The sequence below is a fragment of the Bacillus timonensis genome (genome assembly GCF_004799755.1).
Classification (GTDB): Bacteria; Bacillota; Bacilli; order Bacillales; family Bacillaceae_L; genus Ferdinandcohnia; species Ferdinandcohnia timonensis_A.
The window spans coordinates 1-16263 of record NZ_SLUB01000073.1; the positions used below are offsets into that span (position 1 = coordinate 1).

Annotated in this window: 16 protein-coding genes, 1 tRNA gene, 1 rRNA gene, 1 other RNA gene and 1 other annotated feature; of the genes, 5 read left to right on the top strand and 14 right to left on the bottom strand. The window is 38.5% G+C overall.

Translation table 11 applies throughout. The features are described 5' to 3' along the window. The 8 genes from E1I69_RS21920 to tadA form a co-directional block, all read right to left on the bottom strand. A 16S ribosomal RNA gene (locus tag E1I69_RS21920) occupies window positions 1-171 on the bottom strand; the annotation flags it as partial. A gap of 374 nt (window positions 172-545) precedes the next feature. Further along, window positions 546-812 carry a pro-sigmaK processing inhibitor BofA family protein gene (locus E1I69_RS21925; RefSeq protein ID WP_116354843.1) on the bottom strand — a complete coding sequence of 89 codons (267 nt, stop codon included), beginning with the start codon at window positions 810-812 and terminating at the stop codon, window positions 546-548. Window positions 813-955: 143 nt separating this feature from the next. After that, window positions 956-1168, bottom strand: coding sequence for a YaaL family protein (locus E1I69_RS21930; RefSeq protein WP_136381667.1), 213 nt, complete (start codon window positions 1166-1168; stop codon window positions 956-958). A gap of 10 nt (window positions 1169-1178) precedes the next feature. Then, on the bottom strand, window positions 1179-1775 hold the full coding sequence (gene recR / locus E1I69_RS21935) for a recombination mediator RecR (RefSeq protein ID WP_136381668.1): 597 nt from the start codon (window positions 1773-1775) through the stop codon (window positions 1179-1181). A 28-nt stretch (window positions 1776-1803) separates the two neighbouring features. Continuing rightward, on the bottom strand, window positions 1804-2124 hold the full coding sequence (locus tag E1I69_RS21940; RefSeq protein WP_136381681.1) for a YbaB/EbfC family nucleoid-associated protein: 321 nt from the start codon (window positions 2122-2124) through the stop codon (window positions 1804-1806). Window positions 2125-2155: 31 nt separating this feature from the next. Then, window positions 2156-3847 carry a DNA polymerase III subunit gamma/tau gene (dnaX, locus tag E1I69_RS21945; RefSeq protein WP_136381669.1) on the bottom strand — a complete coding sequence of 564 codons (1692 nt, stop codon included), beginning with the start codon at window positions 3845-3847 and terminating at the stop codon, window positions 2156-2158. Window positions 3848-3989: 142 nt separating this feature from the next. Beyond that, window positions 3990-4254: signal recognition particle sRNA large type (gene ffs / locus E1I69_RS21950), an RNA gene on the bottom strand. A gap of 94 nt (window positions 4255-4348) precedes the next feature. After that, window positions 4349-4840 carry a tRNA adenosine(34) deaminase TadA gene (tadA, locus tag E1I69_RS21955; protein WP_136381670.1) on the bottom strand — a complete coding sequence of 164 codons (492 nt, stop codon included), beginning with the start codon at window positions 4838-4840 and terminating at the stop codon, window positions 4349-4351. A 116-nt stretch (window positions 4841-4956) separates the two neighbouring features. Between tadA and E1I69_RS21960 the strand changes: the two genes are divergently transcribed. The 3 genes from E1I69_RS21960 to E1I69_RS21970 all read left to right on the top strand — a co-directional run bounded on the left by E1I69_RS21960 (window position 4957) and on the right by E1I69_RS21970 (window position 7994). Beyond that, entirely contained in the window at window positions 4957-6243 is a 1287-nt protein-coding gene (locus E1I69_RS21960) for a glycoside hydrolase family 18 protein (protein WP_136381671.1), read from the top strand. Window positions 6244-6682: 439 nt separating this feature from the next. Continuing rightward, window positions 6683-7339: a deoxynucleoside kinase gene (locus tag E1I69_RS21965; protein WP_136381672.1), complete on the top strand. Its 657-nt coding sequence runs from the start codon at window positions 6683-6685 to the stop codon at window positions 7337-7339. Then, window positions 7326-7994, top strand: a complete 669-nt coding sequence (locus E1I69_RS21970; RefSeq protein WP_136381673.1) for a deoxynucleoside kinase — start codon at window positions 7326-7328, stop codon at window positions 7992-7994. The genes E1I69_RS21965 and E1I69_RS21970 overlap by 14 nt, the downstream gene beginning before the upstream one ends. Window positions 7995-8134: 140 nt before the next feature. Here the strand turns inward: E1I69_RS21970 and E1I69_RS21975 are convergent. The 6 genes from E1I69_RS21975 to guaB form a co-directional block, all read right to left on the bottom strand. Beyond that, a tRNA-Ser gene (locus E1I69_RS21975) sits at window positions 8135-8227 on the bottom strand. A 102-nt stretch (window positions 8228-8329) separates the two neighbouring features. Further along, a complete protein-coding gene (serS, locus tag E1I69_RS21980) occupies window positions 8330-9613 on the bottom strand; it encodes a serine--tRNA ligase (RefSeq protein ID WP_136381674.1) in 1284 nt (427 codons plus the stop codon). An 89-nt stretch (window positions 9614-9702) separates the two neighbouring features. Further along, window positions 9703-9921: a binding site (T-box leader), on the bottom strand. A gap of 38 nt (window positions 9922-9959) precedes the next feature. Then, complete coding sequence (pdxT, locus tag E1I69_RS21985; RefSeq protein WP_136381675.1) at window positions 9960-10550, bottom strand: pyridoxal 5'-phosphate synthase glutaminase subunit PdxT; 591 nt, start codon at window positions 10548-10550, stop codon at window positions 9960-9962. A 17-nt stretch (window positions 10551-10567) separates the two neighbouring features. Beyond that, window positions 10568-11452 (bottom strand): pyridoxal 5'-phosphate synthase lyase subunit PdxS, encoded by an 885-nt coding sequence (pdxS, locus tag E1I69_RS21990; protein ID WP_136381676.1) that lies wholly within the window; start codon window positions 11450-11452, stop codon window positions 10568-10570. A gap of 221 nt (window positions 11453-11673) precedes the next feature. Continuing rightward, complete coding sequence (locus E1I69_RS21995) at window positions 11674-13023, bottom strand: D-alanyl-D-alanine carboxypeptidase family protein (RefSeq protein ID WP_136381677.1); 1350 nt, start codon at window positions 13021-13023, stop codon at window positions 11674-11676. A gap of 136 nt (window positions 13024-13159) precedes the next feature. Beyond that, window positions 13160-14626, bottom strand: coding sequence for an IMP dehydrogenase (guaB, locus tag E1I69_RS22000; protein ID WP_136381678.1), 1467 nt, complete (start codon window positions 14624-14626; stop codon window positions 13160-13162). Window positions 14627-14787: 161 nt separating this feature from the next. On the opposite strand from guaB, the gene E1I69_RS22005 reads away from it, so the two are divergent. Both E1I69_RS22005 and E1I69_RS22010 read left to right on the top strand, forming a co-directional pair. Beyond that, window positions 14788-15780 (top strand): YaaC family protein, encoded by a 993-nt coding sequence (locus E1I69_RS22005; protein WP_136381679.1) that lies wholly within the window; start codon window positions 14788-14790, stop codon window positions 15778-15780. Between the two features lie 90 nt (window positions 15781-15870). Then, complete coding sequence (locus E1I69_RS22010; protein WP_136381680.1) at window positions 15871-16125, top strand: hypothetical protein; 255 nt, start codon at window positions 15871-15873, stop codon at window positions 16123-16125. Window positions 16126-16263 lie beyond the last annotated feature (138 nt).

The window sequence follows — 16263 nt, forward strand, 5'->3', positions numbered from 1 at the left end:
TATTAGCTCCGGTTTCCCGAAGTTATCCCAGTCTTACAGGCAGGTTGCCCACGTGTTACTCACCCGTCCGCCGCTAACCTTTGGGAGCAAGCTCCCTCAGGTTCGCTCGACTTGCATGTATTAGGCACGCCGCCAGCGTTCATCCTGAGCCAGGATCAAACTCTCCAATAAGAGTATTGATTGCTTAAAATACCTTTCGCAAAATCCGAAGAAGCATTTCAAGAAGCAAAGATCTTGCTCAATAAGTTTTTTTACTTAGAATTAACGTTGACGCTTGTATTGTGTTCAGTTTTCAAAGAACTTTTTTATTCGCCTCTCAGAAGCGACTTTATTAATATAACATCCTCACAAAAATAAGTCAACCACTTTTTAAAATGTTTTCTTATTCATTTGGTATTCCCTGTGAGGAATATAAATATACACCCGCTTAAGTTGAATGTCAATAAATTATACTAAAATAATTTCAAAAACAAGCAATTACTCTTTCCTAAAAACTTACCGCACTCGTTACCAAATAAAAAAACAAATGAAATCCATTTGTTTTTTTATCCTATAATAAATAAGTCTATAATCACGAGTGCAGCTAATCCTGGAAGACCAAGCAGGCCAGATACAGCAGATGTTACTAGATTAATTGGAACATGTAAATCAAATGAGGCTCCAAATGCATTTAAGAAAAATAAAAACAAGGCTCCAATTAGAACTTTAACAAACACTTGTCCTACTAGTCGTATGGGCTTTAGAGGGGCTCCCATTAGAAGCACAAGTACGATCAATCCTCCGAGTATGGATATTACAATCTTTGGTTCCAATCAAACTTCACTCCTTCACACAACTTGTACTACTATTCTATGTGAATGAAAGATTTTAAGAACCTCTTGTCCTATTTTGTTTTAGCAAATAGTCAGCAAAAAATCCTACCATAGGAGTCCATCATGCCTTGGTAGGATTTTTTTTATAGAAATATTTTTCGTCTTTTTGCTTCCCGTAATAAAAAGAAGTATTTTGTTTCTGCTACTTTTAGATCATTTAAAATATCACCAGAAGGTTCAATACTTTTTTCAATGAGGCTTTTCTGTCTCATCCATTCCTTCTTTGCGATTTCTAATTGAGTAAATAGCTGTTGGTTAAATTCGTTTCGAAGCTTTCTCTTCTTTTTAAAAAGCATAAAAGACCTCCTATAATTCCCGACGTCCTTCAAGCGCCTTTGATAGTGTTACTTCATCAGCATACTCTAAATCTCCACCAACAGGTAAACCGTGGGCAATTCTTGTAATTTTAATTCCTGTTGGTTTTAGTAGACGGGAAATATACATAGCTGTAGCTTCCCCTTCGATGTTCGGATTAGTCGCTAAAATGATTTCTTGTACTGTATCATCTTGAAGTCGTTTGAGTAATTCAGGTATTTTGATATCCTCTGGACCAATACCATCCATAGGAGAAATAGCTCCATGTAACACATGATATAAACCATTGTATTCCTTCATTTTCTCCATCGCGATAACATCTTTTGGATCTTGAAGTACACAGATAAGGGTTTTATCACGACGTTCATCTTCACAAATGTAACATGGATCTCTATCTGTTATATGCCCACAATTAGAGCAATATGTGAGGTTTCGTTTTGCATTGACAAGAGCCTTCGCAAAATCAAGTACGACATCCTCTTTCATATTTAATACAAAAAAAGCCAGACGCACGGCCGTTTTCGGGCCGATACCTGGCAATTTCATAAAGCTGTCTATTAGCTTAGATATTGGTTCAGGATAATGCATATCTATCTAAGTCCTTTCAAACCGACGATTAGAACGGTAGGTTCATTCCTTTTGTAAATTGACCCATTGTTTCATTTGTAAGGTCTTCGATTTTCTTCAACGCATCATTTGTCGCCGCTAATACTAGGTCTTGGAGCATTTCGATATCTTCTGGGTCTACCACTTCTTCTTTGATAACGACATCAATAATTTCTTTTTGACCATTTGCCTTCACAGTGACCATACCACCACCAGCAGTTCCTTCAACTATCTTTTCAGCAAGTTCCTCTTGTGCCTTTTGCATATCCTTTTGCATTTTCTGCATTTGTTTCATCATTTTTTGCATATTTCCCATTCCGCCACCACGCATCATGTTCATTTCCTCCTTAAAGTTACTCTTATTATTCCTTTATTTCAATGAGTTCTGAACCAACGATTTTCATTGCTTCTGCAATAAGAGGGTCTTCTGTTTCCTCTGGTCTTTCATTATCATCATCGGTTCGTTGCCCACGGATAAACTCTTCTCTAATTTTACCCCATTCATCATCTGGAACACCAATCATTTCAAACCTATGCCCAGTTAGTCCAGAAAGAATATTTTCTAGATTTTCTTTTACTTCAGGGTTTTCTGATGCCATTTTACAATGGATTTCGTATTTAAATTTTAACACAAATGCATTTGTAGAAGCTGCAACTGGTTCACTTTCGATTAAAAGGGCTGCGTGCGATACTTTATTTTGACTGCGAAGCTGCTCAAGCATATCGCCCCATTTTCCTTTTAATAAGTCGAGGTTTTGTCTAGTTGCACTCTTTAATATCTCGTTGATTCTTCCAACCGGTGTCCTATAGCCGTTTCTTGATGACTTTTGTGGACGTTTTTCGGCTGGCTTTGTATCCTGTGGGTGGGCTACCACACCTTTTTCTTTAATGGAAGCGAGTTCAGACTCTAACTTATTTATTTTATTCAGCAAGCCTTCCATTTGTGGCAATGACTCTAGCGAATGTTGTTGTTCCATTTGGGTAAGCTTTACAAGCGCTACTTCTAAAAATATGCGTGGGTGATTCGTCCACTTCATCTCTTGTTGGGCTTGATTTAAAATATCAATAATTTCGTAGATTTCAGAACCCTGTATGCTTTTTGCAAGTTCCGTAAAGTCCTCGTCGACTAAGACCCGCTCCAACACTTCTTCTAATTGAGGGGCAGTTTGATACAAAAGCATATCCCTATAGTAAAAAATGATATCTTCAATGAAGCGCATCGGATCTTTCCCGTGATCCATCATTTCATCCAGTGTCTTTAAGGCCGTTCGAACATCACGATCGCGAATTGCCCTGACAATATTCGTTAAAAAGGTTTGCGATACAGCTCCCGTAATTGTTAGAACATCCTCAAGTTTTACCTCTTCATCACTAAACGAAATTGCTTGATCAAGTAAGCTTAAGGCATCCCGCATTCCACCTTCAGCCGCCCTTGCAATTACATAAAGAGCTTGCTCTTCAACATTTACATCTTGTTCAGCTATGATTGTTTTCATTCGCCCGACAATTGCTTGTGTAGTAATACGACGAAAATCAAAGCGTTGACATCTAGAAATAATTGTTAGTGGAATTTTATGTGGTTCAGTTGTTGCCAAAATAAAAATGACATGTCGCGGAGGTTCCTCCAATGTTTTCAGCAAGGCATTAAATGCTCCGATTGAAAGCATATGAACTTCATCAATGATATATACTTTATATCGTACTGCGCTTGGAGCATATTTTACTTTATCACGAATATCCCTGATTTCATCAACACCGTTATTCGATGCAGCATCGATTTCAATTACATCAGCGATTGAGCCATCTGTAATACCTTTACATGCCGCACATTCATTACAAGGTTCGGCTGTAGGAGAGTGCTCACAGTTTACTGCTTTTGCGAAAATTTTCGCAGCACTTGTTTTTCCTGTTCCCCTTGGTCCTGAAAAAAGATAGGCGTGTGAAAACTTCTCTTGAAGAAGGGCATTCTGCAAGGTTTTCGTAATATGTTCTTGTCCTACCACATCATGAAATTCTTGTGGTCGAAAGACACGGTATAATGCTTGGTATGCCATTGGTTTTGCCCCTCCTTCTTATCGTCCATTTCTTATTATACAGGAAGTGAATATTCAGTACAAAGTGATTATACCATTCATGTAAAAATAAATAATAAAAAAACCCACCCGAATGAGTGAGTTGTTTTATGTAGTATAACTGCCGTGCACCTTCCGTCGAATAGTTACCCCAGGCGTTACTCAAGCAGTTAGCTCGGTCCAGGCAACCCTACGGCACATGGGAGAGTCCGCTTACTGCTGCTTCCTTCCGGACCTGACAGGGTTCACGGGTTCCCATTGCGTAGGACCCAGACGTCAACACCACTTACTTGAGTCAGTCCCTACAATAACTACCCTCTATGAAGGGATTCGGCCTCGCTAGAGCGGATTGCGAGTACAGGGCACCGCTACCTCCCCGCTTAGCACGGCAAAATTGATACCAAATGTTAGGTGTCTTTGTGACACATTCTTAGTATAAAGGCTTAGCCGAAAAAAATCAATCTATACTAACTGTAAGTTTTTTCAAGTTGTACCAGTTGTCGTTTTCTTTTCTTCTTTCCTTTTCCTTCTGATCTCTTTAAAAAATGAGCTTAACAGCTGTCCGCACTCTTCTTCACAGACACCCGAAATAACCTCCGCTTGATGATTAAATCTTTGTTCCTGTAATAGATTCATCAAGGTTCCTGCACATCCACCTTTCGGATCGCTTGCACCGTATACAACCCTATTCACTCGAGATAGTACAATCGCTCCAGAGCACATTGCGCATGGTTCAAGCGTGACATACAAGGTGGCGTTCTCTAATCTCCAAAAACCAATTTGTTTACATGCTGCATCAATCGCCAGTAACTCTGCATGTGCAATTGAGCGTTGCTGTGTTTCACGAAGATTATGGGCAGAGGCGATCACTTCGTCATTTATAACGAGTACGGCACCTATAGGTACTTCATTTATAGCTGCTGCCTTTTTCGCTTGTTCAATCGCTAATTTCATATAATACTCATCAGACTTCATCGGATTAAATACTCCCTTACATGGCATTTAGGCTCTTTAACCAAGCATCTTCTTCCCTTTTCTCTCATAGAGTAATAAAGGTGTGTTACCTAGATTGTAGAATGAGGAGGTCAAACATGCAAATTCATGTTGTTGAACGGGGACAATCTATATTCGAAATTGCACAGGCATATGGTACAACGGTCGATGAAATTGTTCGTGCAAATCAAATTTCTGAACCAAATAAATTAGTGGTCGGTCAGGCGATGGTCATCCCGATTGTTGGTCAATTTTACTGGGTGCAACCTGGTGATAGTCTTTGGTCCATAGCCGATAAATTTGGGGTGAATTATCAGCAATTAGCACAAATCAACCAAATTCCACCTAATCGGCCACTACAAGTCGGACTTAGAATTTATATTCCGGAACGTCCAAAACGAAATGCAGAAATCAATGCTTATGTTGAACCATTAGGATCTTCAGTAAGTCCCGCTCTTGAAAGAAGTACACGACAAGCAGCTCCATACTTAACCTACTTAGCCCCTTTTAATTTTCAAATACAACGGGACGGCACTTTAAAGGAACCTTTGCTGAACAATTTTCCAAGCATTGCAAAAGAAAATAATGTGACACTCATGATGGTCGTAGCTAATTTAGAAAATGGGCAATTTAGTGATGAATTAGGTAAACTTGTGCTTAATAATGAAGATATCCAAAATAAGCTCTTAAATACAATTATAGAAACGGCAAAAAAATACGGTTTCCGGGATATTCATTTTGATATGGAATTTTTACGTCCCCAAGACCGTGAAGCGTATAACAACTTTTTGCGTAAGGCTAAAAAGCGCTTTGATCAAGAGGGCTGGCTGCTTTCAACAGCACTCGCTCCAAAAACAAGTGCAACACAAAAAGGCGATTGGTATGAAGCCCATGACTATAAGGCACACGGTGAAATTGTCGACTTTGTCGTCATCATGACGTATGAATGGGGCTATAGTGGCGGGCCACCAATGGCGGTTTCTCCAATTGGTCCGGTCCGGGATGTCATTGAATATGCCCTTACCGAAATGCCAGGATCGAAAATTATGATGGGACAAAACCTCTACGGCTATGATTGGACACTTCCATTTGTTCAAGGCGGCGAGTATGCGAAGGCCGTTAGCCCGCAACGAGCGATTGAAATTGCAAAGCAAAATAATGTTCCAATCCAATACGATACAAAAGCACAAGCCCCTCACTTTGACTATACAGACTCCGCTGGAAAGCAGCATAAGGTGTGGTTTGAAGATGCAAGAAGTATTCAAGCAAAGTTTGATTTGATTAAGGAATTAAATTTGCGAGGAATTAGTTACTGGAAGCTTGGACTTCCGTTCCCGCAAAACTGGCTGTTGATCACAAACAATTTTAATGTTGTAAAAAGATAGGATTCCTAAAAGGAGCTCGACAACTCGAGTTCCTTTTTTATTTACGACTTACTTTAAGAGAATTAAGTCTAATAGGTTACATCATGTGCACTTCAAATTTTCCCAATTTGTTTTTTCGACAATACATAACAATCTTCATTGTTCCTATGATAAAATAATCCTTATCTGTGCAATTTAACTTTATTCAACAAAGGTTCCTATTGAAATTAAAAATGCAATTATATATACAATTATGCGTGGTATTTAAATTATGACTGAATAAAGTTAAAGCCTCCGGCGGATGCCACGATTTTTCAAAGGAAACTTTTCGAGCAGAAAGTTTAAAGACTAAAAGCGCCACTTCCTGTGGCAACGTCTTTATGACCCACATCCTGTGGGCCTAAAAATCGGGCGCAAATACGCGAAGGCGCATTTGATTAGATAAAAAGGGGGACACGAGATGGGTAATAGGATTCCTTTTGTTACAGTAGAGGGTCCAATCGGAGTTGGAAAAACCTCTCTCGCTAAGGCTATTTCAGAACGCTTTGAATTTGCCTTACTTAAAGAGATTGTCGATGAAAATCCATTCTTAGGGAAATTTTATACAGATATAGATGAATGGAGCTTTCAAACAGAAATGTTTTTCCTCTGTAACCGATATAAACAACTTGAAGACATTAATGATTTTTACCTTCAAAAAAATCAACCGGTTGTTGCGGATTATCATATATTCAAAAATATTATTTTCGCCGAGCGTACATTGAAAACACATCAATATCAAAAATATCTTCAGATTTACAAGATCTTAACGGCAGATATGCCTGTTCCGAATGTTGTAATTTATTTACATGCAAGTCTTGATACGTTATTAGAGCGAATTGAAATGCGTGGTAGAGACATTGAAAAAAATATAGATCCAGCATACTTAAGTCAACTTAGCCGTGATTATGAGCAATTCATGACACAGTTCGAAAAATCCCATCCCGATATTCCTGTCATTCGATTTAATGGGGACGAGTTTGACTTTGTGCAAAATAAAAGTGACCTTGATCAAATTCTATCAAAAATAGATGACATCATTCTCGAAAAAGGAGTTAGACATAATGAATTTGCGTAATAAATATGATATCCCTAGTAATGCAGTGATTACCGTTGCTGGAACCGTTGGTGTAGGAAAGTCTACCATGACAAAAGCCTTGGCAGATGCACTTGGATTTAGAACCTCTTTTGAGAAAGTGGATACTAATCCATATTTAGATCGGTTCTATGCTGATTTTGAAAGATGGAGCTTTCACCTTCAAATCTATTTCCTTGCCGAGCGTTTTAAAGAGCAAAAGAAAATCTTCGAATATGGTGGTGGATTTATTCAGGATCGTTCCATCTATGAAGATACAGGTATTTTCGCTAGAATGCATTACGAAAAAGGTACAATGGCACCTGTCGACTATGAGACCTACACCAACCTCTTTGATGCAATGGTGATGACACCGTATTTTCCTCATCCGAATTTATTAATTTATCTTGAAGGAAGTCTTGATGATATTATCAGTCGCATTCATGAACGTGGAAGACCAATGGAGCAGCAAACCCCGATTTCTTATTGGGAAGAAATGCACGGCCGATATGAAAAATGGATCAATAACTTTAATGCTTGCCCCGTTCTTCGATTAAACATTAATGAGTACGATATTATGCAGGATGAAAGTTCAATTGAACCGATTATCGCGAAAATATCAAATTTCATTAGACAGACTGAGCTTTTAAAAAGTTAAAAAAACCCCTTTTGAGCGACAAACTCAAAAGGGGTTCTTTTTGGATCTATTAATTATAAATAAAAAGTAAAAAACTCGTTACCATGACAGTAACGAGTCCATCTCCAATACTTTATGCGCTAGTATTATTTTCAATAATATGGCGGAGGAAGAGGGATTCGAACCCCCGCGGGCTTTAACACCCCTGTCGGTTTTCAAGACCGATCCCTTCAGCCGGACTTGGGTATTCCTCCGTATCGACAAAAATTAATATACCACAGTTCAAAAGTGAAAGTCAACATTTTTTCAAAAAAATTTATAGGCCAGGATAAAATAAATCCTGGCCCTTTCCATTGTTACTTCTTCGGACCGATTACTTCCTTATTTCCCATATATGGACGTAATACTTCAGGAATAACCACCGTGCCGTCTTCCTGTTGGTAATTTTCTAATATCGCAGCCACAGTTCGACCAATTGCTAGCCCAGAACCATTTAATGTGTGAACATGCTCTGGCTTAGAATCTCTATCTCTACGGAAGCGGATATTTGCTCGTCTTGCTTGGAATGCTTCAAAATTACTACAAGAAGAAATTTCACGGTATGTTTCATAGCTTGGAATCCATACCTCAATGTCATATTTCTTCGCAGCAGTGAATCCTAAATCAGCACTACACATGCTTAAAACCCGATATGGAAGACCTAGCAGTTGAAGTACTTTTTCAGCATTTGCTGTTAGGCTTTCTAGTTCTGCGTAAGAATCTTCTGGCTTAACAAACTTCACCAACTCCACTTTATTAAATTGATGTTGACGAATCAAGCCTCTTGTATCTCTTCCAGCAGAACCGGCTTCAGAACGGAAACAAGCACTAAATGCTGCATACTTAATTGGTAATTCTTCACCACTTAAGATTTCATCGCGGTGCAGATTCGTAACAGGAACCTCTGCAGTCGGAATTAAGAAATAATCTTCACTTTCAATCAGGAATGCATCCTCTTCAAACTTTGGAAGCTGTCCTGTTCCAGTCATACTTGCACGGTTCACTAAATAAGGAGGAATGACTTCCTCATACCCATGTTCCTCCACATGAAGATCTAACATAAAGTTAAATAAGGCTCTTTCTAGTCTAGCACCTAGCCCCTTATAAAATACAAAACGGCTTCCCGTGACCTTACCAGCACGTTCGAAATCTAGTATTTGAAGTTGGTCGGCAACTTCCCAGTGTGGCTTTGGTTCAAAACCAAATTCAGGTAGTTTACCCCACTTGCGAATTTCAACGTTATCATCCTCAGATTCACCAATAGGCACACTTTCATGAGGTATGTTTGGAATAGATAACATAAGATGTTCTAATTGTTCCTCCACACCTCGTAATTCCGTATCCAATTCCTTAATTTGATCTCCAACCTCACGCATTTCCAAAATAAGAGCGTCAGCATCCTTTTTCTCTCTTTTTAAAACGGCAATTTGTCCAGACACTTCATTCCTACGGCCTTTTAACTCTTCCGTTTTCGCAATAAGTTCACGGCGTGTTTTGTCCAATTCTTCAAAACGGCCAAGATCCGTTAAATCTTCACCACGAAACTTTAGTCTTTCTTTTACCTCATCAAAATGGCTTCGTAAATATTTAATATCCAACATCACTAAAACCTCCTAAAATCTATGTAATAAGTAAAAATAAATCTATCCTCTCGACAATAAAAAGGCAAATAAAAAACTCCCGTCCCTAAAAAAGGGACGAGAGTTAACCCGCGTTACCACCCTAGTTGAGGATACAAGTATCCCCCTCTTGAAAAAGATAACGGATTTACCGAAAATACCTACTTAGAAAACGTACGGTTCAGTATTTCACTCAAGGATGGATTCACAAGTCTTTTTCATCGGTTCACACCAACCACCGACTCTCTTAAGAAAAAAAACAAGTTACTATTTCCTATCATAGATTTATCATTTATTATTATCTTCAGTTTTACCATGTTTCGTTTGTTTATACAAGGTTTTTTGCTTTTGATTCTTCGACCATTTTTACAAAATACGCAGTAAAACGATGATCATCTGTTAATTCCGGATGGAAGGAACACCCTAAAAATTGACCTTCACGCGCTGCCACAATTCTACCATCATGTTTTGCAAGGACCTCAACGTTTTCTCCCGCTTCTACAATATGTGGTGCACGAATAAACACACCTACAAAATCCTCAGCGATTCCAGGTATCATTAACTCTGCTTCGAAGCTCTCACGTTGACGACCAAATGAATTTCGCTCAACCGCCACATCCATTAAACCAAGATGCGGTTCTTTATAATCAACAAGCTTCTTTGCAAGAAGGATTAACCCTGCACAAGTGCCGAACATTGGTTTTCCCTCTGCTGCAAACGCACGTAAAGGTTCCATAAATTGATATTTATCAATTAAGCGACGCATAGTCGTGCTTTCCCCACCAGGGATAATTAGTCCGTCAATTTCTTCAAGCTGTTCTACCTTTTTTACTATGACTGCTTCTGCTCCAGAGGCTTCTATTGAACGTATATGCTCTCTAACAGCACCCTGAAGTCCTAATACTCCAATTTTAACCACGACTGAACACCTCTAACTTACCAGCCTCGTTCTTGCATGCGTTGGTCTGGTAATAATGATGAAATTTCAATACCCTTCATGGCATTTCCTAAACCTTTTGATAGATGGGCAATTAATTCGTAATCTTGATAATGTGTAGTTGCTTCAACAATTGCACGAGCAAATTTAGCAGGATTGTCTGATTTAAAAATACCAGAACCTACAAATACACCATCAGCACCAAGTTGCATCATTAATGCAGCGTCTGCCGGAGTCGCAACACCACCTGCTGCAAAGTTAACAACTGGTAGACGACCTTCTTGTTTGATTTGAAGTAATAATTCAAATGGCGCTCCTAAATTTTTCGCTTCTGTCATCAATTCATCTTCGCTCATGCCGACAACTTTGCGAATTTGAGCATTTACTTTTCTCATATGACGTACAGCTTCAACGATATTACCTGTTCCAGGCTCACCTTTTGTGCGAAGCATAGATGCGCCTTCAGCGATACGTCGAGTTGCTTCACCCAAATCACGGCATCCACATACAAATGGGACAGTGAAATCACGTTTATTTAAATGGTACTCTTCATCTGCTGGAGTTAAAACTTCACTTTCATCAATATAATCAACCCCCATAGCCTCTAGTACCCTTGCTTCTACTATATGACCGATACGAGCTTTTGCCATAACGGGAATAGTAACAGCACCCATTACTTGTTCAACTATTGTTGGGTCTGCCATTCTAGCAACTCCACCTGCTGCACGAATATCAGCTGGAACACGCTCTAATGCCATTACTGCCACAGCGCCCGCTTCCTCAGCTATTCTAGCCTGCTCTGCATTCACAACGTCCATAATAACGCCGCCTTTTTGCATTTCAGCCATTCCTCGTTTTACTCGATCTGTACCTGTATTTGCCACTACGATTCCCCCTATATGATGTTTAATTAGATTAGCTTATTTATACGCTTTATCATACCATATTTTGATAAATAATATATAAATGCCTATTAAAAAAATCTTAAGATTATTCTAACGCAATTTTGATATATTTCCTAGTAAATATACCAAAATAGTACGCAATGGAAGAAATTGAAAAAACCTCCCTCTTTAAATAGAAGGAGGATCGTACCGATTATTGCTTAAAACCAACCTTTTACGGTATCCGCGACACTTGACCAAATATCACCAAAGAAGCCGCCGATTCCTCTCATCATGAGAACAAACCAATTTGTCTTCTCCACGCCTGTGTCTGTTACCAGTGCAACCTGTAATTTATCGCCACCGCCTGATGTGATATAGCCTAAATCATCACCATCATAGGAAACAGCCATATGGCCGACCTTTGTTCCCTCTTTAAATGGTGCTGTTACCTCTTTGTCTTTTGAAACTACCTTTTTATCAAACACATATTTTGCTTTAAATGCTGACTTATCTATACCCTTTGGAACAATAAGTCTCACAGGTGCTTCAGTTAAAATCTCTACTTCTTTTTCTTTACCTTTAACAACCTTTAGACTTTTATTGCCCTTTAATTGGTAGCCTTCAGGGTAAACTTCAATTTGCTCAAAATTATTAAAACCGTAATCTAACAACTTACTTGTTTCTTTAAATCGTTCAGGTTCACTTGTAGCACCCATCACAACAGAAATTAATCTTTTCCCATTTCGTTCAGCTGTTCCAGTGAAACAATAACCAGCTGCAGGTGTAGTACCAGTTTTTAATCCATCCATTCCTTCATAATGGAATTGAGCCAGGTATGGAGAAACACTTGGATCATGATTTAACATCCAATTCCAGTTGTCTAGTTTCTCACCATAAAAATCAAGTTGCGGGATACTAGAAATATCCAATACATGCGGATAATCACGAATTAACGAATAGGCTAATAATGCTACTGATCTTGCTGAAAGCATATTATCTCCATCTGGACTTGTTCCTTCGGGATAATTATCGCCTAGCATAGAATTAGATAACCCTGTACTATTTACAAACTCATAGTCAGGAAGACCTAATTCTTCCGCCTTTTTATTCATTAGCTTTACAAATTCACCCTCAGTACCAGCTAGTAACTCCGCTAGTGTAATAGTAGTTGCATTATCTGAATAGATCGCCATTGCTTTATAAAGCTCTTCAACCGTATAATCGTGATTTAATCGTAAGCCCACACCTGAGAAATTATTATTCGCAGATATATCATACGCATACTGACTAATTTGAGTCGTTTGCTCCCATGAAAGTCTACCTTCATCAATAGCTTCCAATATTAGATATTCAGTCATCATTTTAACCATACTTGCAATTGGAGCTGCCTGATCTGAATTTTTTTCATATAGGATCTTACCAGTACTTGCATCTATCAATATTGCATTTTTTACATTTATATCAAGAGCAGGAGCCGCCTTTGCCGGAGGTACTTGCCCTACAATAAGCGATAGCAAAAAGACTGCTATTAAGCTTAAAATCAATCTTTTTTGTGTTTGTTTTTTCACCTTTTAAACCTCCACTTTCGTATTACGCACAAAAATCATTTTAACACATCAGCTTCAAAAAAAATAGACAGAGTACATGACTCTATCTACCTTAATATAAAAATCCTACCAATGGATTATATTGTCGGAATTAAGCTTATAATGTTGAATAGTTTGGTGCTTCCTTTGTAATTTGAACATCGTGTGGATGACTCTCACGTAATCCCGCACCTGTCATTTTAATAAATTGAGCATTCTCTCTTAGCTCTTCTAGATTCTTTGTACCGCAATAACCCATACCTGAACGAATACCACCAATTAATTGATAAATCGTATCTGTAAGAGGGCCTTTATATGGAAGACGTCCTTCAATTCCTTCAGGAACAAATTTCTTCGCATCCTCCTGGAAGTAGCGGTCCTTACTACCTTTTTCCATTGCTGCAACAGAGCCCATACCACGATATACCTTAAAACGACGACCTTGGAAAATCTCTGTTTCACCAGGACTTTCGGATACGCCTGCAAGTAAGCTACCAAGCATAACAACGTGTCCTCCTGCGGCTAATGCCTTGACGATGTCACCAGAGAATTTAATACCACCATCTGCAATAATGGAAACACCATGTTTTCTTGCTTCTGTTGCACAATCATAAATAGCTGTAATCTGCGGAACTCCAACACCTGCAACGACACGTGTTGTACAAATAGAACCCGGTCCAATACCAACCTTTACAACACTAGCACCAGCCTCGATTAGAGCTCGGGTTGCTTCAGCAGTTGCCACATTACCTGCAATTATATTTAAATCTGGATACTGAGTTCGAATTTTTTTTACTGTTTCAAGAACACCTGCTGAGTGGCCATGTGCTGTATCAACAACAATCGCATCGACTCCAGCTTCTACAAGCTTATCAACACGAGGAGCCGTATCTTTTGATACACCAACAGCAGCTCCGACTAATAAACGGCCCTGGGCATCCTTTGCAGAATTAGGAAACTCAATTACTTTTTCAATATCCTTAATCGTAATAAGTCCTTTTAATACACCACTCTCATCAACAAGTGGAAGTTTTTCAATTTTATACTTTTGTAAAATCTTTTCTGCCTGCTCTAAGGTCGTACCAACAGGGGCAGTCACGAGATTTTCCTTTGTCATGACATCAGAAATTAGAATGGAATAATCTTGAATAAAACGAAGGTCACGATTGGTAATAATACCAACTAAGATCTGTTCTTGTGGGTTATTTACAATTGGGACACCAGAGATACGATATTTCCCCATTAAATGCTCTGCATCAAATACTTGATGACTTGGAGTTAAGAAAAATGGATCGGTGATAACGCCACTTTCTGAACGCTTCACTTTATCAACCTGTTCGGCTTGTTGCTCAATAGACATATTTTTATGAATGATACCTAATCCGCCTTGACGTGCCATGGCAATTGCCATTTCATGCTCTGTAACAGTATCCATACCTGCACTAATAATCGGGATATTTAATTTAAGCGTCTTTGTTAACTGAACCCCAAGATTTACATCTTTAGGTAATACTTCTGACTTTGCCGGTAATAATAATACATCATCAAATGTTAATCCTTCTTTAGCAAACTTCGTTTCCCACATCTAATAAATCCCCCTTCGATTGAAAAATATTATTAGTAGATTATCAACTGGGTAAACTACTGTCAAGGACGGAGTGATATGTTTAATTATTCAGAGTTTTTTATTATTAACTTTCCTTGAATCTTGCACTTTTTTTGGTTGTTACATTGGAGGTTTCGAATTTGTTGGATTATCGTTTTATTTGGCAATCATTTAATGCACTACATGCGGCAAATACTACTCAACACCTACTACAAAAGTGTTATGAAAAAGCAGCTGTTCCTAACGCCGAGAAAAAAAGTTATGAGAACAGCTATCCCTTTATATATTATTTGGAGCATGGTCAAAATTACTATCAACTTTCTCAAAATGCTCCACTATCCATTAAACCCGTTCTTCTTTTTTACGGCATGGTTCAGTTGTTGAAGGCTTGCCTTCTCACTGTTGACCCTCAATATCCAGAATCAACCTCCGTTCTAGCTCATGGGGTCTCCACTAGAAAACGAAAAAAACAAAGCTATGAGTTTTTCCAAGATGAAGTAAAGGTGCAGAAAAACGGGTTATTTTCACACTTTTCTGAACGTATGTTCCATGTGAAACAAATGGAAGGTGAAAAATTTACAATGGAGCAGCTATTCAAAAGGATTCCTGAATTACAAAATCTATTTAGTTTACATTTTCAACAACAATGGTACTTAGAAACAACCGTTATTGATGGAGATACACTTGTTATTCCGGTAGAGGCATTAGATAGTTATCACATGACATCCCGAAGATTCTTGGATTTCATTGTACAAACACTTCCTTTTGCAACTTCTCAAAGTATTGGGGAAACAAAAGGAAAAGACCGTAATCCCATCTCATTAAAGATCAATACACCAAACATTCTTTTACCACTGACAAGCTCTCCACTTTTATACCATTTGTACGAAAACGCATATTATTTACCAAAGGAACGTGATCTATTAACGTTCTTCCCAGAAATCATGACGCATTATTTATTACTGTACAATTTAAGCATGATATCAAGATATGAAACGGAGTGGTGGAGCGAGTTACTTCATACATACTCTAGTAATGATTATCCGTTTATAAGACAGTTCCTAGCAGTTTCGGCAGACAAAGTGCCTTACTTACTTTATCTTTTTTTAAAGCAGAAAATTGATGGGGTTTGAATACTAATTATGTATATATGGGGTGTGTTCGAAGGGATGCACGGAGTTCAATGATTGGGATTGTGGTTAGTAATTATTGGGGTGGGTTTTGTGATATATCGTTTGTGGTGTTTGCGGTATACCGTTTATCGTTTTGCGAGTGAGTGGTATACCGCTAATGAGGATTGCGGTATATCATTTATTGTTCTGCGGGTGAGTGATATACAGGTGATGGTGTTTGCGGGTTTGGATTTCCCTAATTTTTTACAAACACGAACCTCTTTAGCACGTTTGCTAGATCGGCGTTTCCTAATCTTTTACAATTATGAGTCTCTTAAAGAAGTTCGCTTTGTCATCATTACCTAAATCTTTTGCCGTTATTAAAAATGACAATCTAAAAAAGCTTGTGTATTGGCATGCGTTACCTATTGCTTCATCTATCCCACGAAACAGGAACGAATCGGCCCTTTTCGTTACCATTTTTTAATATACACCCTAACAACG